We start from the raw sequence: 24,133 nt of genomic DNA on the forward strand, positions 1-24,133 counted from the left end.
GATTAAATAATAAGCGGCATACATACCGGATCCGGATTTTTTTGTTCTTTTACGCGGCCAAAACAAACACACTATGAAATTACTGAAATGCCTGCTGTGCTCCCTGGCGCTCCTGAAGCTGGCACCTGCACATGCACAACACGAAAAACCAAACCTGGAAAAAGACCTGGCGCAATACGAAGCCGAACGAAAAGCCGGCACGCTTAGTTATGAGGCTGCAATGAAGTATGGCGAACTGTTCCGGGATAGCCGGATCATGGACCGTACAGCAGCCGCTATGTACCGCGACAAAGCCTTCGAAGCCTTTAAAGAGGCGGGGCTCAGGCAACCCGGCGATGTCGCCGCTTCTTTTAATATGGGCACCGTTGCATATAGTAAATGGACAGAGCTGGCAGATTCCGTTTTTACGAATAATGCCCGGGTGAAAACCTTAACCGCCGAAAGGGTGGCAGAAAAGGACCCGCAAAAAAAAGCGGCAAGCGATGCTGCCTTTAAAGAACAGCTGGATCATTATAAAAAGATCAACGCTACGCTGGAGCCTTTAGCCGATGTGCGGCTGGATGAAGCAATAGCTTGTTTTACGAAAGTATATGTAAGCTTAAAGGATAAAGCGGTAAAAAGCGATACGGAAAATAGCCTGTACAAAAAATCCATATCCCTGCTGGAGCATTTACATGCCCATAAACGGGACAGCTACAAAGGGAAAAATGTGAAAGGCTATGATGAGCAGGACGCCCGGGTTAAACAGTATAAAGGGTTACAGGAAAAACTGAAGTAAGCATACCTGCGCTACAGGCAACAGCTGTCCTATATTTCAAGCGAAAAAAGATCAGGAAAAGCCCTTCCGCATAGATGCCGGAAGGGCTTTTTATTTTCACTACGATGTATAGCGAAGATAAGACCGGGAACAGGCTGTCTATTCAGGTAGCAGCGAGGGGACGGTTGAAGATGAATATACCCGCCTATTGTCCCTGCACAAACTGGAACGCCAGAAGTCCTTGTATAAAAGACTTCCGGCGCTCGCTATGGACATTGGTTCTGCTGTGTATTTCCCATGCAGCACACAGCCGGCTGCTTTGGTATAGATACCGGAACAGTAAGATGATCCTCCTTAATATTTCATCGAACGAACCGGCATTAATGGCAATTGCATTGTTTCCCTTCTGCGCCGGCGCCGGCTTCATGTGCCAGCAACAGGAACAGGGTGGACAGGTCTTCCGAACTTACATTACCGCCGCGCAGCATCGGTTGCTGAAACCCGGGGATGTTGAAGTTGTTGGAAAAGTTTACACATTTCCTGCCGATAATCGGTATCGTAATGCACAGGTTAACACCAAGGGTAAAGCTGATGTTGGGACCGGATGTATTGAGGTTGCTTACACATATCTGCGCGCTGGGGGATATGCTGACCGGTATCGTCCATGTAAAGCAGGTGTTGGTATTAACGTTGAACGATTTGGCATAACTGCCGAAAGGCGTGTTAAACACAAGATTCAGCACAACAATACCGCCGGCGGCAGACGCGCTGACACACATGTTGACACCTATAAGGGAAGGTGTACACCAGTTAACGGCAGTCAATACGGATTCAAAATCGGTATGTAAACTTCCTTCCTGAACTAAAGCAAGATTCTGATTCATAATAATAGTTTTAATTGGTTTTCCTACTCCTGTGGTTTTTCGGATGAAGACCCCGTTTTTACTGTTACGGCCAGTCCGTTTTTTTTGACGTGGGCTCTGCTCCACGGTGTTGATGTTGTGACAAGCTTGCGAAGGCAAAAGTCCGGTCTTACGCGCCGCCGGACAAGATGAGAAATCCTGTTTTTCCTACAGGATTTTTAGCGGCATACAGGAAAAACCCTGTTTTTTATTACATCATTTTGCCGGTGATCACCAGACAGTTAACTTTGAAAGCCCAATGCCCACTACACAAATAACCTTACTATGAGCAAGATTAAAAAGCAGGATAAAGTCGTGTTCCAGATGTCTTCCACGGCCAATATCCCGATATCCCTCGAGGAAGCCCGGACCCGGCATATCAAGTACCTGGAACATGGCCCCTACATCTATACCGCCCAGCAGGATGACCCTGAATCGGAACCGAAGATCCTGCACAGTTTTGCGATCAACCAGGATGACCTCGAACTCCTGGTTAAATATGCAGAACAAGGCATCCGGTTGCATTTTTGCAAGGAGGCTTCCGGCGCGCTCAATATCATTGCCGCACCGATCGGTAAAGACGGCCGGCTCAACCTGGGTGACCCGGAGCTGAAAAAGAAGCCCATCGTGAATACGCTGGAACCCTGCCCCAGCCTTTGTGCGCCCCTTTTCTCCAGGAACAGCCTGAACAGTTGGTGCGAAAAGGACCAGTATTACTGGCTCGACCCCAATGAGAAACGGGATGGTAAAGATTGGTTTTTCGAAAGTCCCGAAGGCCAGAAGGAATATGTGAATCAGCCCTCGACAGCACCGCTCAAAAAAATAAAAAAACTGAAAAAGCTCAAGCGACTCAAGCGAGCCAGGCGGTCAAAACATTAAAACCATAAAAAGCCAGTCTTATGGTCCCGCTGCATTACCTGGTTTATATCGCTATCATCAGTCTTGCCTTTATCACGGGCCTGTACCGGCTTCGGGGGCAACGAACGATCCAACCTGTTGTATGGCTGTTGGGGATAACAGCCTGCAGTGAAATGTTATGCAAAATACTGGCGCTTACTATCCGGAATAATATCCCGGTCTATCATGTATACCAGCCGGTACAGTTTACCTTATGGGCGGTCTTCTTTTGTCGCAATATGCAATCGGGATGGAAGAAGACCGTATTTCCCCTATGGTTGCTGCTGATTTTGTTTTCGGTGTTGAATACGCTATTCATCCAGCCCTTAAACACCTTCCCGGGCAACTTCAGCAAGCTAGAAAGCGTGGTGGTTATGTTCTGGTCGTTTTGTCTTTTCTCCGAGTTCCTGGACCTGCCGGCACGGAAAAACATATTCGGGAGCAGCAATTTTATGATCTGTGTCGCGGTGATGTGGTTTAACCTGGTGTCCTACCTGTTCTTTGGCCTGTTTAATTATTATGTATCCAATCCGCAACTGATCCGTTCGGTGTGGAGTATCCACCTGTTCTCCAACTATACTTACTACAGCCTTTTGCTGACCGCCATGTTACTAAAAGCCGAAGCGCCTGCCTATGAATAATAGTGACCAGATCATCAGTATCCTTTCCTTTGCATTGTTTGTAATGCTGCTGTTTATCTTTTCGATATCGTTAGCCGTACGTTACCGCAAACGGAAGAAAGAAAACGAACTCCTGCAAACCAGCTACCTGCTGGAATTACAGAATGTGCACCTGGAAATAAAGGAAGAAATATTACACCACGTAAGCCGGGAACTGCACGACAACCTGGGCCAGATCGCATCGCTGATCAAGATCAACCTGAATACGATCAATACGGAACCCTTACCCCCGGAAACCGGCGAAAAAATAGAAGAGACCCGCAAACTGATGCGCAGGCTTACCCGCGATATCAAGATACTTTCTGTAGGGATGCACAAGTTAAACCCGGACCAGCCCTTTCTCGAAATGGCGAGAAATGAAATCTCCCAGCTCAACAAAACCGGCCTGTTTACCGCAACACTCCGGGTTGCCAACGACTTTGCCGAGCCGCAGCAGGAAAAGAGCCTGATGGTATTCCGCATGGTGCAGGAGGTGATCAATAATACGATCAAGCATAGCCAGGCAACAGAACTGAAGGCCAGCTTCTTCTGTAAAGACGATGCCTCCGTGATCGAGCTGCAGGATAACGGTATCGGGTTCGATACCGGCAAAGCCTCATCCGGTGAGAGTTCCGGTCTGGTAAACCTGCGCAACAGGGCCCGGCTGATCAATGCCGGCCTTAAGATTGCCAGCAAACCGGGAGCAGGCACAACGGTAACCATTCAATTTACTTAACCCAAAGATTATTAAAACGACATGCTCAACATAGGCCTCGTAGACGATCATACACTTTTCCGCAAGGGCATTATCTCCCTGATCCAGATGGCCTGTACGCAACCCGTACAGATCCTGTTCGAAGCCGGCAGCGGGCTGGAACTGCAGGAAATGATCAGCCAGGACCGGATGCCGGATGTTATCATCATGGACATTAACATGCCGGACATGAATGGCTTCGACAGCGTACTCTGGCTCAAAGAGACTTATCCCGGCATACCGGTGCTGGTACTTACCATGATGGATAAGGAAGAGTATATTATCCGCATGCTGAAGCTGGGCATCAGGGGTTACCTCAGTAAAGATGTAGAGCCTAAAGAACTGGGCGAAGCCATCACCGCCGTATCGGGCAACGGGTATTATTATACCGATTTTATTACCGGCAGGCTGATCAGTACCCTGCAACAATATGATGAACACGGCAGGAACCTGTCGCCGCTCAACGAAAGGGAAACCGAATTCCTGCGCCTGGCCTGCAGCGAATATACCTATCATGAAATTGCAGGGATGATGCACCTTAGCCCGAAAACGGTAGACGGATACCGCAAGGCCCTGTTTGAAAAGTTATCGGTAAAAAACAGGGTGGGGCTTGCCTTATACGCGGTTAAACACGGCATCGTGGAGCTGTAATGTATAAAAAGAAACGTATATTGAGACAGGAGATGAATGAATTACCCATAATTATTGCAGGTATCAGCTGCATTATCGCAGGCATGTTGTTGTTCCGGTTCACAAAGCAGGATACCCACCGGCTGAACAGCACTTATACCCGGCACCCGGCATCGAAGCAGCCGGGCGTATGGGCCTGGATAGAAAAGATCGAAAGGCAAAAGTTCAGCCGCCGTACCTACAGGGATGCGGTATCCTTATCGCAGGCTGAAAAAGCCTTACTGGCAAAGACTTCGGGCAGGTTGGGAAAACTTGCAGCCGGTGTGCTGGTCGTGCTGGGTTTTGTTTTTATAGGCTCCGCAGGCAGGACCGGTAAACCACATACCGGCTCAGGACCTAAAACAGCATCACCGCAACAGGCGGTACGGCATTTGCCATAAAGACCAGATTGCAGCAACACCTTTGCCCATTAAAGGGACACACGATTATCAGGCTTCACCACATTCCCACAACAGTATTATTCTGCAGCAACCCGGTAATGCGGATCCTCCAGCACATTGACCTCGATAACCGGAGCCGCATTTTGTAACAGCAACCTGCAATCCTCGCTCAGGTGCCGCAGCTGGAGCCGCTTGCCGGCATTCCGGTATCGCTCGGTAAGTTTATGCAAGGCTTCGATACCCGACATATCCGCTACACGGCTGTCTTTGAAATCGATGATCACTTCTGCAGGGTCGCCGGCAACATCAAACTTCTCATGAAATGCCGTAACAGAGCCAAAGAACAAGGGCCCATAGAGTTCGTAATGTTTTACCCCTGCCTCATCCACATACTTCTTTGCCCGGATACGTTTCGCATTGTCCCAGGCGAAGACCAGGGCGGCTATGATAACGCCTATCAATACCGCCAATGCCAGGTTGTGCAGGTAAATGGTAATGGCCGCTACCAGGATACCGATAAAGATATCCTGCCGCGGCATTTTGTTGATGATCCGGAAACTGGCCCATTCAAAAGTGCCTATCGCCACCATAATCATAACCCCGGTAAGCGCCGCCATGGGCAAACGCCCGATAACCGGTGCGCCGAACAGGATAATCAGCAGGATGGTAAGGGAAGCAATAATGCCGGATAAACGCGCCCTGGCCCCGGCAGCAAGGTTGACGAGGGTTTGCGCGATCATGGGGCAACCGCCCATACCGGTAAAGAACCCGTTCAGGATATTGGCCGTTCCCTGTGCGATACTCTCCCGGTTGCCATTGCCTTTTGTCGCCGTCATTTCATCAACCAGGTTCAGCGTGAGCAAACCTTCTGTAAGGCCTACGCCGGCCATGATCGCGGCATAGGGTGTAATGATGTTCAGGGTCTCTAACGTAAGGGGAATACGGGGTACATGAAAAGGCGGGAAGCCGCCGCTTACCGATGCAATATCGCTTACGGTTTTGGTATCGATATTAAAGCCCAGCACCACGAGAAATACAACGATTATGGCCACCAGCGAAGGCGGCACCGCTTTGGTAAACCGCGGCAGGATAAGTACGATCGCGATAGTGAGCGCTACCAGGCCGGCCATAATATACAGGGGCGTACCGCTGAGCCAGGACGTAACGCCGTTACTGGTAATTTTAAACTGCTCCAGCTGCGCCATAAAGATGACAACAGCCAGGCCATTGACGAAGCCATACATAACCGGTTGCGGAACGAGCCGGATAAACTTACCCAGTTTAAACACACCTACGAGTATCTGGAACAGGCCGGCCAGCGCCACTGCAGCAAATACATATTCGATGCCATGCGTTTTCATAAGGGCAATAAGCACGATCACCGTAGCGCCCGCACCACCGGATATAAGCCCCGGCCGGCCGCCAAGCACGGCAGTAACCAATCCCATAATGAAGGCGGCATATAAACCGGTTAAGGGCGGGAAACCGGCAAGGATCGCAAAGGAAAGCGACTCAGGCATCATGGTCATGGCCACGGTAAACCCTGCCAGTATTTCATTTTTATAGTTTACTTTTTGTTTGAGATCGAACAGGTTCAGCTTAGCCCTCATGAAATGACGCTTTTAGTTTTTTGAATATACAAATGTTATGGAAAGGAGGTAACAGGACAAGGGCCCGTTTATAGTAAGCTGGCAGCCAGGTCAGCAAAGCGCTGCACGACTAAGGTGGCGTAACGGATGAAGATGTAAGCGTCCGGATCATGGTGACGCAAAAGTAGCGCATTTTCTGCTTTATAGGAAAGGGCTTTATACAGGCTTGACGCGAACCGCAGCCAGCAAACTACAAGTGATTTGGACTACGGGCAATAGAAACGTTATATTATTTACATACAAATAAAATACCCTAACTTTAACCAAATACAACCTTAGATGCGCTACCGGATCATGGCCCTGCTCCTGCTGGCCTGCAATTGCGCCTGGGCACAGGCAACCCTCAAAAAACTGGATGGCAGTGTGATCAGCACTGCCGGCATCGACGAGGCCGTAAACCGGCTGATGCAAAATGCCGGCGTACAGGGCCTCGGCCTGGCGGTACTGAACAACAACAAACCCGTATTCGTAAAAGCCTATGGCTTCAAAAACAAACCGGCGCAGGCGCCTATGGATACGGCTACCATCGTATACGGCGCATCGTTGAGCAAGGCCGTATTCGGTTACCTGGTCATGAAGCTGGCAGAGCAAAAAGTAATCGACCTCGACAAGCCCTTGCACCAATACCTCGGCAAACCCATATCGGCCTATGCATACTTTGCCGACCTGGACAAGGATGAACGTTGGAAACGCATTACGGCCCGCATGTGCCTGAGCCATACCACGGGACTGGCTAATGTACGCTGGTTCGATCCGACGCAGGCCAAACCTGCTTACGACTCGCTGGCGCCCCTTAAAATCTACTTTACGCCCGGTACGAAATATGCTTACTCAGGCGAAGGCTTTAAGCTGCTGCAATTCGTGATAGAAGAAATTACTCATAAAAACATAGATGCATTGGCAACAGAACTGGTGTTCCGGCCTTTGCACATGAACCGTACGGGATATATCTGGCACGATGATTTTGGTGACAGCAATGTAGCGGTCGGACATTTCGATAATGGCGATATAGACATCAAGCGCAAGCGCAGCAAGCCGGTTGCCGGCGGCTCGCTGGTAACTACCATTGCAGACTATACGCGGTTTACGGAACAGGTAATGCAACAAAAGGGGTTGAGTAAAAAGAGCTACCGGGAGCTATTCGGGGCGCAGATCGCTATCCATTCCAAAACGCAGTTCCCGCCCATTACACAGGAAACGACAACTGCCAACGACGCGATAAGACTGTCTTATGGACTGGGCTGGGGCGTATTGCACTGCCCCTATGGCAAAGCGGTGTTTAAGGAAGGCAATGGCGAATCCTGGAGAAACTATAATATCGACTTTATCGACAAAGGCATCGCCATCATTATCCTGGCCAACAGCGAAAGCGGCGAAAGCATATTCCAGGAGCTTGCGGAAACCCTGACGGGCGATACCTGCATTCCCTGGCAGTGGGAAGGTTATATACCCTACCAGGATATTAAAAAGTAAGCTAGTTAACACAGCGACTGGTGCCGGTAGCCTGCCACTAGCGCTTGCCGTAGTAAATAATACAGACGCCAATCAAGGCAATGATACCGCCGATAACATCGTAGCGGTCCGGTACGTACTTATCGAATTTCATAGCCCAGAGTATCGACATCACGATAAAGAAGCCGCCGTAGGTAGCATATACTTTAGCGAAGCCGGCCGTTTGCCAGGTAGCTACAATGCCGTAGAAGGCGAGGATAATACCACCCAGGATGCCCTGCCACACCGGCTTATCTTCGCGTAACCATTGCCATACGAGGTAGCCGCCGCCGATCTCGCAAAGACCCGCCAGGATAAATACCCCTATCGATTTTAAAAGATCCATGATATATTGTTGATCCGGTACCGCACCGGGCTAAGGGTTATGTTTTGCCAAAAAGCCATCGCCGGGCGGGCCCTGCAGCATTGTTCAAAGATACGTCGTTGGCCGCAAACCCTTACCGCAGGCTTCATACAGACCAGCAAACAAAGAGCCGGTCCCTTGCAGTACCGGCTCCTCAAATATCTGGAATGTTATACCCGCATTATCCCCAGCACTTGCCCGAAAGCCATAGATAGGCCAGCAGCGACAGGCAACAGGCAAAGGCCAATAACGGAAGGCCCCATTTAAAGATCTCGAGCCACTGCATAGCACGGAAGGAACGGGATGTTTTCTCAGGCTCAAAAGGCGTAGGACGCGGCACCGGTATATCGCGCTTACCGATCATGATCCAGAAGTAGGTGTTCTCGATATAGTCGAGTATAAAAGGTATGAGCTGTGCCCAGGCCAGGCCCGTAAACCAGTAATGGCCTACTGCGGTTTCCATATCGGAAGCAAGATGCATACACAATACAAAAATGCCGCCATAGGCAGCCGGGATGAACAGGATGTAATCCAGCAGCAGCTGGATCCTGAGGGCCTTTATCGTTCTGCGCGCATCTTCAGGCAAGGCATAGATGCCGTTAATCAGGTTTTCCAGGTCGAAGCTCTTGGCTGGGAACTGCAGCTCAAACATAGAAAAGCCGCGCCTGATCGGGTCTTTGGTAAACAGGAACCTGCTTTGCCGGCCCATAAGCCAGGAGGACAGGAACACTACGGCAAGCGCTATTACAAAACACCAGCCGGCATAAGGTATCGTTATCATCAGGATTCGTTTTGTTGTTGTAAGAAAAAAGTCTGCCGGTCGCCTTTGTAGGCACTCCAGTCAAATTCATCCAGGAATTTACGCGCAGCTTCGGCGCCTATGGCAAAGAGGTCGATCTTTTGCTCGTTGGTCAGGAAAAAGTTCAGCCAGTTGTATTCCGCAACAGGCACCTTACCGACCCCGAGATTCATGATCCTGTTTTTAAGACCGAAGTCCTTATCGTAGTAAAACCGTACCGTATTAAACATCCTGCCCAGGTAACCGGCAAAGCTCCATTGTTCGGGCTCGTCCTGTTTGTCGCCCGGTTTGCTGTCGTCCAGGTCAATGCCTAAAGTAGGCAGCCGCGGCACTTCGATATCCTTGTTGTAAAATACATTGACCGGGAAATTGGATAAGATACCGCCATCGACGAACCGCACGGTATCCGGTGGTGCTTTAAGGTTAAACTGCTCTTCCCATAAGGCATTTACACCCGCATCGTTACCGGGTATATCCTTGATATAGTAAGATTCAAAAAACACGGGTATCGACATCGAAGCCCTTACAAAACCTGCCGGTTGCAACTCGTTCATTTTATCTGCGGTGCGAAACAGGTTGGCCATGGCTGGGAACTCGAACTTATTCTGGGTTACCAGTTCCGATGCAATAAACACGACATCGCCCTTCAGATCGGCGACCGGCTCCTTGCGCGGCGACCGGATCTTTAACGCAGGCGCCGTTGCCGCCCGCGCCTCAAGATCGCCCACGGTATGGATACCGTTGGCTTTCATATGCGCCTTTACCCAATCGTAGAAAAAGTCGCCGGGATTGATGCCGAAGCCCGCTGTCTTTAGGCGCTTCAGCAGCGAAGAGACATAAGCCCCGGTAACCCCTGCTACAAGTACATACAACCCGATAAGGATAAATACGAAACAGGTAGCCAGACCCAGCACGGGATACTTATGCTGCAGGCCCAGCAATACAAAGGCCGACACCAGGATCAGTGCGAGGAAAATAAGCGCATTACGCAACAGGTTGCGGATACGTTTCATAAAGTCGGGCTGCTGTACCAGGCCCCTGATCAGCATACGGGCAAAAGGGTGGCCGTCTACCAACCGGAACAGGTCAAGATCGGCCAGGGCGCTGATGAGGTAATCCGATTTGGTTTTGCTTTTATCTTCCTGGATGGCCATCAGCGAGGTATTGATCGCCCCTGCGCTGGTACCCGCCAGTTTGAGAAAACGGATGCCGGCCTGTTCGAGCACATACACATAACCCACCAGGGCAACGCCTAATACGCCGCCGCCTTTTTGTACGAGGTTAACGTATTGTTCGCCCTGCTCGCCGAGTACATCGGAAACGATTTTAGGATGCGCCCTTACCTGGTCGACACAGGCGCTGACCCGCGGATCATTTTTGAAATCGTCGGGGGTAAGCTGCTTTTTGTTTTGATGCGGTGATTTTGCAGACATAGTAACGGTTTATCGATAAGTATAAAAGCACAAAATATTAAATATTTAAATCATAAACAATACACGGCGATACAGATCATGAACAAATAATAAAGTCCCCGAACTGCCGTAGTACAGACCTGTAGCCGGAGCCGGGAAAGCATGCACCCGCAGTCGTTTTCCTTTGCAGAAAAAAAAATTCCGGCCTGCCGTCACAAATTCTTTTCTTTATCGTCTTACATACAAACACCCTATTCTTGAAAGCACTACTGGACGCAAGACCCCGGTTTATCCGGTTCGCAGCAAGCATCCTTGGCAACGAGCCGGATGCGGAAGATGCCGTACAGGATTGTTACATACGCTTATGGGAACGCAATGGCGCTGCCGGCGCCCGCAACCCGGAGGCGTATATGATGCAGGCAGTACGTAATGCCTGCCTCGATCAGCTGAAGAAGAAAAGGCCGGAACAACTGGATGAACGCTATTGGGAAAACAAGGTACATGCGCCCGATGTATGGCAACAGATCGTAAACAAAGAACAATCGAAGCAATTGCAGCACCTCCTGCAACTGCTCAGCGAGAAGCAGCGAACGGTCTTTTACCTGCGCGATATCGAGGGTTATGAACTCCAGGAGATCGAGGTACTCATGGGAATCAGCAACGAAGCCGTGCGGGCACAGCTGTCCCGCGCCAGGAAACAATTAAGGGAACTGTATAATCAACGATCATGAACGATATCGAAGCTTTATTGGAAAAGTATTATGCGGGCGAAACTTCGCTGGAAGAAGAGCGCCGCGTACGGGAATATTTTGCACAACACCCCGAGCAGCAGGCCACACCCGATGCCCGACTCGCCGCTGCGGTACAGGCCGCGCGGGATACGCAACCCGACAGGGTGCTCCCGCAGCGCCGCAGCCACCGGTTTAAATACCTTGTGGCCTGCGGTACCGCACTGGCTGCTGGTATTGCGCTGGTGATAACCCTGAAGCAACCTGGTGTAACGCCGGCGCCGCAGGCGGCATTACCACAAACAACTGCGGTGTCGTCCGCACTAAGCAGGACCATACTGGTAAGACCGGATGTATCGGGCGAAATACAGGACGAGGAACAGGCACTGGAACAGGCCCGCAAAGCCCTGGCTTATGTAAGCAGCAAATTGAATAAGGGCGTTACCGGCATCAACCAGTTTGGTAAACTGGAACAATCCATCTCCAAAATCCAAAACAAAAACAAATCATGAAACTATTAAGAATCACCCTGAGCCTGCTCCTGCTGGCTATATTGCTGCCCTTTGCCGGCCAGGCGCAGGAAAGCCCGGTACAGAAATGGCTGCATGCCTTTGAAGACCGTAACGACATTACAACGGTAAGCATCAGCGGCGCTATGTTCAAGATGTTATCCCGCATCAATTCATCCGATCCCGACTACCAGGATATCGTAAAGTTTGCGGCCAAGCTCCAGGACTTTAAAATCGTGATCCTGGAAGGCGATGCCGCCAAAGCCAAAGAGAAAAGCGAATTCAGCCGCCTGCTGGCCGCCGCACCGCTGGGCAATTTCGAAGAACTGATGTCGATCCGCGAAAAGGGCGACCAGATTACCTTCCGGGCCCTGCAGCAGAACAATTATGTGCGGGAACTGATCATGACCGTCTCGGGCAGTGGCGACCAGGTCATCATCTTTATCAAAGGTAATTTTAAACTGAGCGAGCTTACCCAGATATCGGACAACATGAATATTACCGGTATGGATAAGATCAAAAAAATGAAAAAATAATAACCCAATAAACGAAAAACCATGAAAAAGATCCTCCTGCTTACGACCCTCCTCTTCCTGGCCTGTTGCAATGACATGCAAGCCAGGAGCGGCCTGCAGCGCTTTTATGCCAACCATAACGGCGACGACAATGTGGTATCGGTAAAATTGCCGAAACTGTTACTCCGGTTTATACCCAAAGACGATGAAGCCAGCTCCGTGCTGCGCCACCTTAAATCCTTAAAGGTATTCCAGATAGAAGCCCTGAACGGCAGACGCCGCGCAGTGGTAAGCGAACTGGAAGACGCCCTGGCACAGGACAGCTACGAAAGCCTGCTGCAGGTAAAGGATAAAGGAGAGCGGGTAAATATCTATATCAACCAGGACGGCGACCGCATCCACGACCTGCTGATCATGATCGACAGCGACCGGGAACTTGTGGTAGTACAGGCCCGCACCAAAATTACTTTCGATCAGCTGACGCGTATGCTCAACGACTACCAGTCGGATAAAAAGGGCTCCGGCCTTGCCCGTGTCATCAGTTTTAAAGGATAAATACAGCCCCCTACAAACCCATACGTCTACCCTAAAAAGTCAACAGCCGGTCATCGTAACAGATGACCGGCTGTTTTAAATTTGGTATTGCTGAGCCCGGTGCTGCCTGCATTATACCGGGTACAATGCAGGCTTCAAGACCGGTTATTGTTTCACGAACTTGAACATCTGCCGATCGCCATTTTCCTGGCTGATGTTCAGGATATATACACCCGGTATAAAATCTTTAACATCGATAGCATAGGGACTGCTGCCCATCAGGCGCTTATAATCCGCAAACAGTTTCCTGCCCGACACATCGAACAGGGTAATATCCGCAATCGTTTCCTGCGGAGCCATAAAGCGGACAAAGAGCTTGTCGTTGGTAGGATTCGGGTAAATAAAGAAGCTGCCTGATTCGATCATCGTTTCCTTCATCGGGGGCGGCATAGGCGCTGATGAAGCAAGTGCCCTGTCCCTGTAGCTCTGCGACTGGCATTTGGCCAGGATACCGGCCGGGCTTTCCTGCGCCGACTGCAATGTGGCATCACAAGGAATATACTTGCTGATGTTCAGCGTCGAAAACCCGGAAGCAGGCGAAAAGAAAGAAGCATCAGTTATGATCAGCTTGCCTGCATACAGGTGCGCGTTATTACCCAGGAACACATTGTTTTTGATAATAATGGTATCACGGGCAAAAAGGTTGCCGTTTACGGTAGCCTGCTCCAGCACAATATTCCGGGGTGCATTGATCACTGTAGGAAAAGCCGGATCGGAAGCAAAGCTATGCACATAATAGTTGTAGAACGGGCTATTGGAACTCAGGTAGCGGTCCAGGTTGTAACGAAGATTTGAAAAGCCGGGCGCAGGTTGTGCGTCCTCTTTGGCCTTCGACATGTCGTACGACAGCACGATGGAAATAACATCGTCATCGACCTGGTATTTTTTACGCAGTTTAAACACCACCTTCAAAATAATATCCGGCGTCTTATTGCGACAGCATATGTCATTAGAAGTCTGGTTGGGATCTGTAGTGGTATGGTGATACATGTTAAACGCCACATTACGCATACACTGGATCGGCGCATAAGGCGTCCGGATCCTGTATTTGCCCTGTTTAGGCCCGTTATCGCTACTACCATTGCCCATATAATCAAAGAAGCCGGCCGACAGGTAATCCGTTTCCCAACCGGCATCTTCCATACGTTGCGGTATAGAGGACGCAAGCGCTTCCGGTTTCCCGAACTCTACGGGCATCTGGTCGACATCACGCCACAGGAGTACATTAGATGGCGGACGACGGAATATCACGTCACCTGAATCGCTGCCAAACTCAAGGATATACGTGGCTTCTACGCCGATCACTTCCAGGTTAGACGCAGGGTTGACCACGTATTTAAGATCGCTGCTCATCCGGTATTGCCGGATATTGGGTATAAAGGGAATAGTAGCCGGGTTAATGGTGCTCATATCGTATGGATTCCAGCTAGGCGCCTGCGGCTTATATTCCACGTATTCGAGCGCCGGGATATCGAGTATATTGACCACACCCAATATATTGTTGTAGTCGGGAATACCTGCACCCGGCGGCCCTGTCCTGGTTGCCGGTGTAATAAAGCTATACGAGGTAATCGGGTTCGTCTTTTTGATCGTACCATTCAGGTTCAGGTCTACGGAATAGATAGTGGGCGTAGGTTTGGGCGTGCCGGTTGTGGCCGGCTTATTCATACTGCTGAAAAAGTCGAACAACCCGATCACGGCGCCCACATAAGGTATCGCTGAAGCCACGGTCTTGAGACCGGCCAGCTGGTTGGCGCCATAGTTTAAGCCCTGCAGAAAATCGACCCCATCCTTGAATTGCTTTAAAGCAGCAACGTTAGGGGCAACTGTTATGCCCAGGCTATCGAACGTTACCCCGTTGGGATATTTGTCTGCCAGCTTACCATTGATTTTATTAACCAGGTAGCCATCTACCTGGTCCATACCTTTCTCGAAATTCTTCCGGTATCCATCATAGGTCTTATAACTTTCAAAAGCCTTCTGTACCCCTTTAATCACGGCCTGTTCGTTGGCGCCCAGCAGGTCGTTCATGCCTACCGCATTGGTAGTGGTTCCCGGCTGTTTATTAATCACCGCATTTTCGTAAAGCTGTCCATTGATCTTTGCTTCGATCAGGGCATCTTCGTTGGCGAAAAGCCGGATCGTCAACCTGCTGTTCTCACTCCTGCTGCAGGTACAGGGATCGTATGCCGCGGGAAAGTCGGCGAAGAACCAATAGTAATTGCGGTTGTCGAGATAGTTCGGCACCCGCATACTGTTTTGTGTTTCCAGGAATACAACCGGTTTGCCTACCGGACTAACATGCTGTAACAAGGCAGTCCGGCGCGGACTATTGATAAACGAGAGTTCAAGATAAGCGCCGGTAAGACCGAGATCAGCCGCCTTGGTCGTAAGCATAAAGAATACGCGGATCTTACCGGTATAGCGGTTATACAGCGCAAAGAAAGGGTTCTCTACTGTTTTGTCTTTGGGCGAGGGCAGACCAAATTCTTTGATGAGCAATTCCCAGCCGTCTGCCGGTTTATGATCCTTCAGTGCGGCCGGCATGTCCTGCAGGTCTGTAAGATTGAGGTTATTGAAAACACTGCCGCTGCCTTGTGCATACATGGGCAGCGTGATCTGCCGCGCCGGCGCCGAACCGGTTGCCGGGTTATACTCATCCATCAGGTACACGGTAGCCAGCTCCTGCGTCCAGTCGAAGGTATTGACACTACCCGGAGCGCCGGGAGCCGTCGTGACCGTATTGACCTGGTTCCAGCAATACTGGCCGTGTGCCAGGCCGGTACAGAGCATACCAAGTAATAAAAGTATTTTATTTTTCATTGTTTTTTATCGTTTAGTGAGTTTAATAAGGCCTGATCTTCTTACCGATAAATGTTTTGGTAACATAAAAAATACCGGGTTTGCCGATGCCTGTTAAAAAATGCTGGTAGCCGTTATCATCATAACTGTACGTAATCTGGATCGTGCCTCCAGAGAGGCTTCCTTTGCCATACATACCAAAATAATTACGGGTAACGCCGGTGTCGATATCTTTAAAGTGCCCGATAAAAAAGTTTTTCCCGCCCCAGGCTATACCGTTGTACTTGTTCCAGTCTTCGTCGGTATTACCCTTGGGCAACTCCTGGATACAACCGGTACGGCCATATTTGCCGAGTATGGTTCCGCTGTAATTACGGGATGTATCATTTACCTGGATCGTAAACAGCGCCCCCGGGTCATCGGTGTTATACCCTTCATACACCCCGCTTACCGGGATATCTTCCAGGGCGCCCACCGCATACAGGGTGTGGCTTATGGTATCCGACCATTTATCGCCGGCCAGGCAGGCAACAAAAGACTTATAATAAACGATCAGTGTTACCTGGGTGTTCCGCCCTTCGGGAAAGCCGCGCCGGCGTATCATCTTATCCGTAAGTACTTCCGATCCGATAAACCATTTAAGGCTGTCATAATGCTCGGTGGTCGCCTCAAACACAACGTTATTGGCAACATATACCGTGTCCGTTTCGGGATAGTCGTACTGCCTGATGTAATTACCGTTTGCATCCGTTTCCGTATAAACAAGCTCCTCCCTGATCGTAAAACCGGCACGGATCGCGCGTTTTCCGCTACAGGGGTCGTAATTAGGACAGGCGGGGTCGGTGGGATCGTTGCATTCTTTTTTACACCCGGCATCCATCAGGAGTAAGGCCGACAGTAAAGGAAGCAGGAAAACCCGGGCGGCAGGTAGCCACCCTGTTCCGGTGTATTTTTTAAGGTTTGGCATGGGCGGCTTTTAAAGCATCAATTTCCTTTTGTTGCCGGATCACATACAAGGTCAACTCTTCTACTTTCTGCATCAGTATCCGGTTCATTTCACCTACTTCAAGACCTTTATCTTTTATTTCCTGGCCGCTGGGTACACCCGGCAAATGTTTGTTCTCGTTCACATAATCTTCCACATCGGCGAGCGTAGGCAAGGCATAACTATCCTCGAATACATAGTCTGCCCAGTTATCAACCTGTACCACGCATCTTTTGGCAACCATATCGCCGTCTACACTAAGTTTATAATTGGCAAAAGCACCGGTAGCAGCTGTAGTACCGATACGCAGGCTGTTTCGTATACCTACCTGGTCCCGGTTACTTACCCAGAATACCAGAGCAGGATTGTAAGAGACCGTAGAGCCATTGGGTCCCAAAAAGGTTTGGTAAGTGCCGTTCCAGATCTCCATAATGTTGTTGTTGGCGCCGTCGTAACCATTCATGATCTTTAGCGCACTGGAAGCCTGGTTAGGCGTAGGGGCCGTCTGGTATTGAATGTTCCGGAGGGTGAGTTTGGTGTTCTCATAAGTGGTAGTGCCAATGGCTGCTTTCGTTGTCGTCGTTCCCGTCCAGGTTTGAGCAATGAGCGGGCTGGCGGCAAAAAGAATCAGTGCGAGTAAAGCTGTCTTTTTCATTTGAAGTGTTTGATGTGTTTGAAGTGATTGAAGTGAGTAATATGCGCCAAAATAATAATTTATAGCAATTAATACTATTTGCTACAGATTTTTTATTAATGCCTGTTTAATTTTAAACAGCATTAGCTACTGTAATAAAAATATTTATAACAGCAGCGTTTATATAAATTATTAAGAAGATAACCTTTAACTGGGAAATTAAAACAGCGCAGGTAAGGCCAATCGGTTACATCACAGACAGGGAAAAGTCCGGCAGCAGCTACTACCGGGGACATAGAATGTCCATAAGCACTTAAGCAGCATACCCCCCTGCAGTAGTTTTACCTGCAGGGCCAGATACCGCCAAAGGAGAGGAACGGGAACCGTCAGGCACCCGGCTGCAAGCAGGATTAAAACATGCGGGATTGCATTACTCCGATACTTACTCGTCGCAAAAAGCGGGGAACCGGTAGTGGATGGAAGCAGCTTACTACCAGGAAGCGGCAAAGATTTACACAGGCCTGCATTAGCCGCAGGCCCGGCTTTACGGCCAAGGCGGCCGCCTGCAGTATAAGTACGGCAAAGATGACCGGGCTGATGAATAGCAAACCTATCGCCTGTTATAGATCCATCGAAAGTCCCAATACGAACTTGCCGTTCTTTTTCAGGTCGATATCGCCGTCCCAATGATAGAAGAAGCCGGCCTGCAGGTTCAGGTGGGCAATATTTACATAGTTGATCTTTACCAGGTCGTTGAGCAGGATACCCGTCTCGTGGTAACCCCGGGTGGGCACCGAAAACTCCGGCCCCAGGTGCACTTCCCGGTTGGCCAGGCTGCCGATCATAAAATTATGCGCAATGCTCAGGTAGGGCTTCGAAACATTTTCAAGGTTATATAACCGCCAGTTAAAATCATGCTTCCAGTTTACACTGAAAAAACGGTCGGTGTACACCTCGTAAGGATACATCGTGATAAAGCTGCCGAAACTGTAGATCGGCAGGTCTTTATTGCGAAAGCCCCTGCCGGCAAATAGCTTTGATAAGGGTAAGGGCTGCTCCTGCAGGGTAGCGCCGGCCATCAACAGGAAGCTTTCATTACCGATACCGGCCCAGTGCCGCGTCCATCTAACCGCCGCCAGTGCCTGCAGGTAATTATTACTATAGCGATTATCCTGGTATATGTTACCGGCGGTAAGCTTCAGGTATACTACCGGGTAACGTGTGCCGGAGTTTACATAATGCCGGAATACGGGCACCCGGCGCTCCGCGTAGGCATAACGCAGGTTGAGCGAGGCCTCGCGCGCCCGGAACGCGCTCAGGTATTCGTTGTTATTGTAGAACTGGTAATCGTACTGCGGGTCTATCTTCTGGTAATGCCCCTCTAAAGTGGCCGTCCAGTAGCCCATACGGGCCGTGCCCGAGAGGTAATAGTCTTCTACTTTATCGGCGCGGCTCATGGCCCATTGCTGCAGGTAGTTGCGGTCAATATCTTTGTTGATGCGGATCCTGCCCGGATCCAGCAGGTCGTTGCTGTAGCCAAAGCGGATCATCTTGTCTTTATAGGCATCGAGGTAGAGCTCCGCAAAGCCGCCGTATTTCCACTGCTTGTCACCGGCGCCATAACCGGCCCAGCCACCCAGCGACATCCAGGATACCAGGCGTTCGTTGGTCTGGAGCCCCAGCCCCAAACGCGAGCGTTCAAAACCATTAAAAGCGTAAAGACGTTGCAGATCCAGGTCTACCGGCCCCAGGGGCACTTTCGCTTCCGAAAGCTTATCCATCAGGTTGGTCAGCTTCTCGATACCGGCCTTTTTAAATATGCTATCCACGAAGCGATAGGTTTCCTGCTCCTTATGCGACAGCGTATCGGGCCTTATCGATTGCCAACGCAGCTCGGTAGCTTCGTCGGCGCCGGGCAGCAGCTTTACCGTCTTGGCTTTATCGAAGCGGAAACGCGCCGGCCGTGTCCATTGCAGCGAGTCGATACGCGAGGTGCCTTTCAGGATCAGGCCTATGGGTCCTTTTTTATTTTTACTGAACTTGCCCCAGTCGATCTCGTAATTGAGCTGTTCGGGAAACCAGCGGCCTTCTTTGTATTGGTATTGTTGTTCTATCCTCAGCTTCCTGTCCAGCGTCTCATCTTTGGCTACGCCCGTAAAGTAAGCAATCGCATAAGCCCTCGAATGGATATACACCTGTCCTTTTAAAGCATCCTGCTCTTTTCCCTTCCTCGGACGGAAAGCCAGGATATAAAGCGTATCGGCTCCTTTGAGTACTTCGTCTACCAGGTCGAATTCGTAATCGCGGCTCCAACCGTTGCTTACCGGGTTGGGATAATCCCTGCCATTCAGTTTAAAAAAATCGCTGTAGGCGTCGAAAGGCAGGATATCGGTAACCAGGCTTACAAAAGGCGCTTTTTTCCAACCCGATACCCGCGTAGCCAATACCTCGTCCTGTATCTGGTTGGGCCGTTCATAACTGCGCCTGCTGTAGGTTTCCGACACCAGGATATGTTTATCCGCGAGGTAGCCGGCCAGCGCTGCGCTGGCTGTATCTTTCAATACAGAATCGGGGGCGTAGACATCGGCAACCATTTTATGATACAGGTTACATTGGTACCAATCGTACCGGTCCGGCTTGTGCAGCGCCCTGTTGGCCACGGCACGGCGTATAATAGCCCTGATCTTGTCATAAGGCGGCGCAATCACTACCTCCTGCAGGTTATGCTCCCGTTCTTCCAACCGGATTAAGAGGTTGCGGTTGTTGCCGGGACTTAGCGACACTGTTTTTGTTTTGAAACCCAGGTAGGATATCGTCAGGAAGCTGACGCTTTCCGGTATTTCTCCTTTAAAGTTGCCTTCCAGGTCAGACAGCACGGCATCGCCTACTTCACCGAATTTAACGGTCGCAAAGGTCAGCGCTTCGCCATTGGCTGCGCTAACAATCCTGCCGCTGAGTTGTCGCTGCGCGGCTACGGTAAAGGGCATTAAAAGGAGGATCGCAAAAATGCGGTACAGGACATGCTTCATAAGATAGGGCTTATCGCCGGCAAGCCGGTCAATGGTCTATATTATTAAATGCACATCGGGGGGCGGAGGTTGCCCGGCCCTTTTTAATTTTTTATGGAAGAAGGCAGGGGAGAAAAATGGGGAATTTGTCCCGGGAGACAACTCCCGGAACAAAAAACAGATAACCCTTACCCTTGCATGAAGCCGGTTTTCAGCCGGTCTTCGAATTGCGCAAGTTGCTGATCCGTAAAATCGAGATGGGTAACGAAACGTACGAGATCGTTGCCAAAAGCAACGCAATAAATACCCTGTTCGCGCATACGGGCCACGAAAGCCGCAGCAGGCAAGCCGCCGGCCGGTCGTACCATCACGATATTCGTAGCCACCGGCAGTACTTCCGCTACAGGGGCATATTGTTTTACGATGCGCTCTATTTCCCTTGCACGGCGATGGTCTTCTTTTAATAAAGGGATATTGTGGTCAAGCGCATAGATACCGGCTGCAGCCAAAATCCCCGCCTGGCGCCATCCGCCGCCCATCAGTTTTCTCTGGCGCCTTGCTTTACCGATCAGTTCCTTTTTACCGATAAGCAGCGAACCCACCGGGCAGCCCAGGCCCTTCGACAGGCAGATAGAAATGCTATCGAAAGCCCTGCCATATTGCTCCGGTGTTTCGCCGGTTTCGACCAGGGCATTGAAAAGCCTGGCCCCATCCAGGTGAAAAGCCATCTGGTGGCTGCGGCACAGCGCCCCGATCTCTTCAATCACAGCCATGTCGTAGTAACCGCCACCACCGCGGTTTACCGTATTCTCCAACGCTACCAGCCTGCTTGGCGGCTGGTGGATATCGTCCGGGTTATTGATGGCATCCCGGACATCGCCGGCGCTGATGCGCCCGTTGATACCCTGCAGCGGCCTTACCGAGCACAGTGCATTTACAGCGATACCACCGCCTTCGTACCGGTAAATATGGGCAAGATGATCACAGATCACTTCATCGCCCGGCCGGGTATGTGCTTTAATGGCCAGTTGGTTGGTCATCGTGCCCGTAGGACAAAACAGGGCAGCCTCCATGCCAAACATCCCGGCAGCCTTATCTTCCAGCTGTTTCACCGTAGGGTCTTCTTCATATACATCGTCGCCCAGCACTGCTGCTGCCATCGCATCTTTCATACCCGCCGAGGGCAGGGTTAACGTATCACTGCGCAGGTCGAGCCGGGACTGTTGCACTTCATTCATCATATAATACAGTTACTATTTTAAAAAAAATAAATATTTGATCATTACGCATGCAAAATAAGCAAAAAAGCAAAATACCAGGACAACGGCTCTATCCGGCATAGCAAAAAGCGGTGCATAAAAACCCCTGTTTGGGCAAAATGATGTACATGCTCCAGCCTTCCGGCCAGCGGCTCCTGAAGCTAAGCGATTAAACAGTAGCGGCTTAAAGATAAACATCTGTTAGGGCACAATTCCTGCAACTGCCTGTATAGATCCATTGACAAAGCAAGCCGGGCGATTTAATACTGCCTGGCAGAATAACGCCCCTGATGATACGCCTTACGCAGCAGCAGCCAACGGATGCAATGGTTTGCAATACGAAAGGTTCCGAGCCGGTAAAAACCGGCACAGGAAAGGGACGACAGGCTCCCGGGATAACCCGGGAGCTTATTTATGTCAGGTAACTTGGCAAGTACAGGCTTGTGTTTATTGGAAAAATAACCGGATTGATCAGCGCATCCGGAACGGGTCTCGGCAACGCGATCCGGAACGCAGTACAGGAAGAGAACGATCAACCATATAGACGCCATATAGCTGCCGCATTTTAATTGTATTCGAAAACAGGCTATCCGTTCACATGGCACGATCTGCAGGCAGCCTTACAAACAGGGCGTTACAACAACTTCAGTTTTGCGAATAGCCATAGTAAAAGATAAGCGATGCCCTGTCCGCCCCCGGGGCAGCCATAAGTAAAAGCGTACCGTACAGGCGTTAAGCCAGCATTTTACCTGTTGTTCATTTTACGGCATTCGTCTGCGCAGGCCTTGCAGGCGCGGGCACATAACTGGCAATGCTCGTGGTTATGCTTGGCACACTCTGCACCACAGGCTTCGCAAATATCGCCGCAGATCAGGCACATGCGTGTGGCCTGGCTGCTGCCCATGCTCATTAACTGGGCGGCGGCATAACAAAGTACCGCACATTCCATATCCAGCCTGATACAGGCCGCCATCATGGCCACATCGTCTTCATAAGTACAGGCCGTAGCACATTGGTTACAGATAGCTGCGCATTTAAGACAGGCTTCTATACAGTCTTTATATTGATTGTATCCGTTCATAAGATTTTGCTTTTATAAAATGAAACACCAGTGCCGGCTTATGGTTCAGCCGCAAACCGGTATTGCCTTCCGGATAAACTGCAAAGCGGCTACCGGATCGCAAGCCAGGAGGCCGAACGAACAGACATCCTTCCGGTTAGCGGCAGCGCCTCTTTAAAATACAAAACAAGGATTGGATAAAATTTACCCTCAATGGGTAAAACAGTAATGGTTAAATGTAAATGCAGGACCAGGACAAAAAAGAGCCGGCCCTTCCGGACCGGCCCCTTATACGGATCGCGTACCCTGCGATCCTGTATTGGTTTGTACGCTAACTATCAGGGATTGATCTGTACCAGCACATTACCGCCGCCAATAGCCGTCCAACTGGCATTGATCGTATAACCGCCGGCACTAGCCGAGTAGGTGGTACTGGTCGCACAGCTACCGGGTGCACCTATAGAGCCCGACAGGCCGCTATATACGGGCACAATATTTATTACATCAAAAGCAGAGCCTGTTATCACCGGGTAAGCGGGTATATTCCAGGGTATACTCCATTCCAGCCCCCCAGAAGTTACGTTGTTGAAGGCTACGGAAGAGCCTCCGTCTACCGGCAAACGCCAGCTTATATAAGAGCAGGGAGCGGGCATATTGATATCGTGCGCCCAAAAGGTTATATAAACCGTGTAGGAGGTATTGTTATTGATAAATATGGCGGCTTTGGCGCCGAATGCCGCACCGACCAGCAGGAGGCTTGCGATTAGTTTTTTCATAAGAGCATGGATGGAGGAAAAAATGGTGTTTGAAAAATCGGATTAGGGGTTGATATCCACCAGTATGTTACCACCGCCTAAATCGGTCCAGGTAGCATTGATGGTATAACCGCCGCCACTGGTAATATAGGAGGTGCTGGTGGCACAACCACCGGGCTTACCGATAGTAGCCCAGTACAAACCGCTTACGGTAGGCACAATGTCGATCGCGTCGAAACCGGAACCGGCCAGACCCGGCGTACCGGGCAGGTTCCAGGGAATACCCCAGGCAAGGCCCGGAGACGTTACATTATTGAAAGCTACCGAAGAACCGCTATTGACAGGCATACGGTTACTGATATACGAACAGGCGCCGGGCAATGCCGCATCGTGCGACCAGAAGGTTACATACACAGTGTACGTTGTGCTGTTGTTGACGAATATGGCGGCTTTGGCACTTAAAGCCGCACCGGCCAACAGGAGGCTTGCGAAGAGTTTTTTCATAAAAAGTGTTTGGTTAAAACGGGTGT

General features: G+C 50.3%; 24 protein-coding genes. 11 read left to right on the forward strand and 13 right to left on the reverse strand.

Annotated elements, in window-relative coordinates; genetic code table 11:
- The first annotated feature begins 73 nt into the window (after nucleotides 1–73).
- Nucleotides 74–778 (forward strand): hypothetical protein, encoded by a 705-nt coding sequence (locus B0I18_RS01735; protein WP_106520919.1) that lies wholly within the window; start codon nucleotides 74–76, stop codon nucleotides 776–778.
- 359 nt (nucleotides 779–1,137) lie between these two features.
- Here the strand turns inward: B0I18_RS01735 and B0I18_RS01740 are convergent, their stop codons facing one another.
- The gene (locus B0I18_RS01740) at nucleotides 1,138–1,641 is read right to left on the reverse strand and encodes a hypothetical protein (RefSeq protein ID WP_106520920.1); all 504 of its coding nucleotides are present in this window, start codon (nucleotides 1,639–1,641) and stop codon (nucleotides 1,138–1,140) included.
- 303 nt (nucleotides 1,642–1,944) lie between these two features.
- On the opposite strand from B0I18_RS01740, the gene B0I18_RS01745 reads away from it, so the two are divergent.
- From B0I18_RS01745 to B0I18_RS01765, 5 genes are read left to right on the forward strand one after another with little or no spacing between them, the layout of a single operon-like run.
- A complete protein-coding gene (locus B0I18_RS01745; protein ID WP_106520921.1) occupies nucleotides 1,945–2,538 on the forward strand; it encodes a hypothetical protein in 594 nt (197 codons plus the stop codon).
- Nucleotides 2,539–2,558: 20 nt separating this feature from the next.
- Nucleotides 2,559–3,197: a hypothetical protein gene (locus B0I18_RS01750; protein WP_106520922.1), complete on the forward strand. Its 639-nt coding sequence runs from the start codon at nucleotides 2,559–2,561 to the stop codon at nucleotides 3,195–3,197.
- Entirely contained in the window at nucleotides 3,190–3,951 is a 762-nt protein-coding gene (locus B0I18_RS01755; protein ID WP_106520923.1) for a sensor histidine kinase, read from the forward strand. The genes B0I18_RS01750 and B0I18_RS01755 overlap by 8 nt, the downstream gene beginning before the upstream one ends.
- A gap of 21 nt (nucleotides 3,952–3,972) precedes the next feature.
- A complete protein-coding gene (locus B0I18_RS01760; RefSeq protein ID WP_106520924.1) occupies nucleotides 3,973–4,620 on the forward strand; it encodes a response regulator transcription factor in 648 nt (215 codons plus the stop codon).
- Nucleotides 4,621–4,652: 32 nt separating this feature from the next.
- Nucleotides 4,653–5,039, forward strand: a complete 387-nt coding sequence (locus B0I18_RS01765) for a hypothetical protein (RefSeq protein WP_146146627.1) — start codon at nucleotides 4,653–4,655, stop codon at nucleotides 5,037–5,039.
- Between the two features lie 77 nt (nucleotides 5,040–5,116).
- Here the strand turns inward: B0I18_RS01765 and B0I18_RS01770 are convergent, their stop codons facing one another.
- Nucleotides 5,117–6,649, reverse strand: a complete 1,533-nt coding sequence (locus B0I18_RS01770) for a SulP family inorganic anion transporter (protein WP_106520926.1) — start codon at nucleotides 6,647–6,649, stop codon at nucleotides 5,117–5,119.
- 318 nt (nucleotides 6,650–6,967) lie between these two features.
- Here B0I18_RS01770 and B0I18_RS01775 point away from each other — a divergent pair, with 318 nt between their 5' ends.
- Nucleotides 6,968–8,161, forward strand: coding sequence for a serine hydrolase domain-containing protein (locus tag B0I18_RS01775; RefSeq protein ID WP_219905895.1), 1,194 nt, complete (start codon nucleotides 6,968–6,970; stop codon nucleotides 8,159–8,161).
- Nucleotides 8,162–8,198: 37 nt separating this feature from the next.
- Here the strand turns inward: B0I18_RS01775 and B0I18_RS01780 are convergent, their stop codons facing one another.
- The 3 genes from B0I18_RS01780 to B0I18_RS01790 all read right to left on the reverse strand — a co-directional run bounded on the left by B0I18_RS01780 (nucleotide 8,199) and on the right by B0I18_RS01790 (nucleotide 10,775).
- Nucleotides 8,199–8,525, reverse strand: coding sequence for a YnfA family protein (locus B0I18_RS01780; protein ID WP_106520927.1), 327 nt, complete (start codon nucleotides 8,523–8,525; stop codon nucleotides 8,199–8,201).
- 199 nt (nucleotides 8,526–8,724) lie between these two features.
- Nucleotides 8,725–9,324 (reverse strand): hypothetical protein, encoded by a 600-nt coding sequence (locus tag B0I18_RS01785; protein WP_106520928.1) that lies wholly within the window; start codon nucleotides 9,322–9,324, stop codon nucleotides 8,725–8,727.
- Nucleotides 9,324–10,775, reverse strand: a complete 1,452-nt coding sequence (locus tag B0I18_RS01790; protein ID WP_106520929.1) for a patatin-like phospholipase family protein — start codon at nucleotides 10,773–10,775, stop codon at nucleotides 9,324–9,326. Before B0I18_RS01790 ends, B0I18_RS01785 begins: the two co-directional genes overlap by 1 nt.
- A gap of 236 nt (nucleotides 10,776–11,011) precedes the next feature.
- Between B0I18_RS01790 and B0I18_RS01795 the strand changes: the two genes are divergently transcribed.
- From B0I18_RS01795 to B0I18_RS01810, 4 genes are read left to right on the forward strand one after another with little or no spacing between them, the layout of a single operon-like run.
- A complete protein-coding gene (locus tag B0I18_RS01795; protein WP_181358298.1) occupies nucleotides 11,012–11,485 on the forward strand; it encodes an RNA polymerase sigma factor in 474 nt (157 codons plus the stop codon).
- Nucleotides 11,482–11,994: a hypothetical protein gene (locus tag B0I18_RS01800; protein WP_106520931.1), complete on the forward strand. Its 513-nt coding sequence runs from the start codon at nucleotides 11,482–11,484 to the stop codon at nucleotides 11,992–11,994. The genes B0I18_RS01795 and B0I18_RS01800 overlap by 4 nt, the downstream gene beginning before the upstream one ends.
- A complete protein-coding gene (locus B0I18_RS01805; protein WP_106520932.1) occupies nucleotides 11,991–12,527 on the forward strand; it encodes a DUF4252 domain-containing protein in 537 nt (178 codons plus the stop codon). The genes B0I18_RS01800 and B0I18_RS01805 overlap by 4 nt, the downstream gene beginning before the upstream one ends.
- 21 nt (nucleotides 12,528–12,548) lie before the next feature.
- Complete coding sequence (locus B0I18_RS01810) at nucleotides 12,549–13,061, forward strand: DUF4252 domain-containing protein (RefSeq protein ID WP_106520933.1); 513 nt, start codon at nucleotides 12,549–12,551, stop codon at nucleotides 13,059–13,061.
- 144 nt (nucleotides 13,062–13,205) lie between these two features.
- On the opposite strand, the gene B0I18_RS01815 is transcribed toward B0I18_RS01810, so the two are convergent.
- From B0I18_RS01815 to B0I18_RS01855, 8 genes are all read right to left on the reverse strand, one after another.
- Entirely contained in the window at nucleotides 13,206–15,923 is a 2,718-nt protein-coding gene (locus B0I18_RS01815) for a T9SS type A sorting domain-containing protein (protein WP_106520934.1), read from the reverse strand.
- Between the two features lie 22 nt (nucleotides 15,924–15,945).
- Nucleotides 15,946–16,869 (reverse strand): hypothetical protein, encoded by a 924-nt coding sequence (locus B0I18_RS01820; RefSeq protein ID WP_106520935.1) that lies wholly within the window; start codon nucleotides 16,867–16,869, stop codon nucleotides 15,946–15,948.
- On the reverse strand, nucleotides 16,856–17,542 hold the full coding sequence (locus B0I18_RS01825; protein WP_106520936.1) for a hypothetical protein: 687 nt from the start codon (nucleotides 17,540–17,542) through the stop codon (nucleotides 16,856–16,858). Before B0I18_RS01825 ends, B0I18_RS01820 begins: the two co-directional genes overlap by 14 nt.
- Before the next feature lie 599 nt (nucleotides 17,543–18,141).
- Nucleotides 18,142–20,550, reverse strand: a complete 2,409-nt coding sequence (locus B0I18_RS01830; protein WP_106520937.1) for a DUF5686 and carboxypeptidase-like regulatory domain-containing protein — start codon at nucleotides 20,548–20,550, stop codon at nucleotides 18,142–18,144.
- Nucleotides 20,551–20,717: 167 nt separating this feature from the next.
- On the reverse strand, nucleotides 20,718–21,770 hold the full coding sequence (locus B0I18_RS01835) for a threonine aldolase family protein (protein WP_245882027.1): 1,053 nt from the start codon (nucleotides 21,768–21,770) through the stop codon (nucleotides 20,718–20,720).
- Between the two features lie 763 nt (nucleotides 21,771–22,533).
- Nucleotides 22,534–22,869: a four-helix bundle copper-binding protein gene (locus B0I18_RS01845; RefSeq protein ID WP_106520939.1), complete on the reverse strand. Its 336-nt coding sequence runs from the start codon at nucleotides 22,867–22,869 to the stop codon at nucleotides 22,534–22,536.
- Nucleotides 22,870–23,186: 317 nt separating this feature from the next.
- Nucleotides 23,187–23,624, reverse strand: a complete 438-nt coding sequence (locus B0I18_RS01850) for a hypothetical protein (RefSeq protein ID WP_106520940.1) — start codon at nucleotides 23,622–23,624, stop codon at nucleotides 23,187–23,189.
- A gap of 42 nt (nucleotides 23,625–23,666) precedes the next feature.
- Nucleotides 23,667–24,107: a hypothetical protein gene (locus B0I18_RS01855; protein ID WP_106520941.1), complete on the reverse strand. Its 441-nt coding sequence runs from the start codon at nucleotides 24,105–24,107 to the stop codon at nucleotides 23,667–23,669.
- Between the last annotated feature and the right edge of the window lie 26 nt (nucleotides 24,108–24,133).

This window comes from Taibaiella chishuiensis, from assembly GCF_003014535.1.
Lineage (GTDB): Bacteria > Bacteroidota > Bacteroidia > Chitinophagales > Chitinophagaceae > Taibaiella > Taibaiella chishuiensis.

Coding starts and splice junctions, on each gene's coding strand:
- B0I18_RS01735 (WP_106520919.1), top strand. CDS start 74: ATGAAATTACTGAAATGCCTGCTGTGCTCCCTGGCGCTCCTGAAGCTG.
- B0I18_RS01740 (WP_106520920.1), bottom strand. CDS start 1,641: ATGAATCAGAATCTTGCTTTAGTTCAGGAAGGAAGTTTACATACCGAT.
- B0I18_RS01745 (WP_106520921.1), top strand. CDS start 1,945: ATGAGCAAGATTAAAAAGCAGGATAAAGTCGTGTTCCAGATGTCTTCC.
- B0I18_RS01750 (WP_106520922.1), top strand. CDS start 2,559: ATGGTCCCGCTGCATTACCTGGTTTATATCGCTATCATCAGTCTTGCC.
- B0I18_RS01755 (WP_106520923.1), top strand. CDS start 3,190: ATGAATAATAGTGACCAGATCATCAGTATCCTTTCCTTTGCATTGTTT.
- B0I18_RS01760 (WP_106520924.1), top strand. CDS start 3,973: ATGCTCAACATAGGCCTCGTAGACGATCATACACTTTTCCGCAAGGGC.
- B0I18_RS01765 (WP_146146627.1), top strand. CDS start 4,653: ATGAATGAATTACCCATAATTATTGCAGGTATCAGCTGCATTATCGCA.
- B0I18_RS01770 (WP_106520926.1), bottom strand. CDS start 6,649: ATGAGGGCTAAGCTGAACCTGTTCGATCTCAAACAAAAAGTAAACTAT.
- B0I18_RS01775 (WP_219905895.1), top strand. CDS start 6,968: ATGCGCTACCGGATCATGGCCCTGCTCCTGCTGGCCTGCAATTGCGCC.
- B0I18_RS01780 (WP_106520927.1), bottom strand. CDS start 8,525: ATGGATCTTTTAAAATCGATAGGGGTATTTATCCTGGCGGGTCTTTGC.
- B0I18_RS01785 (WP_106520928.1), bottom strand. CDS start 9,324: ATGATAACGATACCTTATGCCGGCTGGTGTTTTGTAATAGCGCTTGCC.
- B0I18_RS01790 (WP_106520929.1), bottom strand. CDS start 10,775: ATGTCTGCAAAATCACCGCATCAAAACAAAAAGCAGCTTACCCCCGAC.
- B0I18_RS01800 (WP_106520931.1), top strand. CDS start 11,482: ATGAACGATATCGAAGCTTTATTGGAAAAGTATTATGCGGGCGAAACT.
- B0I18_RS01805 (WP_106520932.1), top strand. CDS start 11,991: ATGAAACTATTAAGAATCACCCTGAGCCTGCTCCTGCTGGCTATATTG.
- B0I18_RS01810 (WP_106520933.1), top strand. CDS start 12,549: ATGAAAAAGATCCTCCTGCTTACGACCCTCCTCTTCCTGGCCTGTTGC.
- B0I18_RS01815 (WP_106520934.1), bottom strand. CDS start 15,923: ATGAAAAATAAAATACTTTTATTACTTGGTATGCTCTGTACCGGCCTG.
- B0I18_RS01820 (WP_106520935.1), bottom strand. CDS start 16,869: ATGCCAAACCTTAAAAAATACACCGGAACAGGGTGGCTACCTGCCGCC.
- B0I18_RS01825 (WP_106520936.1), bottom strand. CDS start 17,542: ATGAAAAAGACAGCTTTACTCGCACTGATTCTTTTTGCCGCCAGCCCG.
- B0I18_RS01830 (WP_106520937.1), bottom strand. CDS start 20,550: ATGAAGCATGTCCTGTACCGCATTTTTGCGATCCTCCTTTTAATGCCC.
- B0I18_RS01835 (WP_245882027.1), bottom strand. CDS start 21,770: ATGATGAATGAAGTGCAACAGTCCCGGCTCGACCTGCGCAGTGATACG.
- B0I18_RS01845 (WP_106520939.1), bottom strand. CDS start 22,869: ATGAACGGATACAATCAATATAAAGACTGTATAGAAGCCTGTCTTAAA.
- B0I18_RS01850 (WP_106520940.1), bottom strand. CDS start 23,624: ATGAAAAAACTAATCGCAAGCCTCCTGCTGGTCGGTGCGGCATTCGGC.
- B0I18_RS01855 (WP_106520941.1), bottom strand. CDS start 24,107: ATGAAAAAACTCTTCGCAAGCCTCCTGTTGGCCGGTGCGGCTTTAAGT.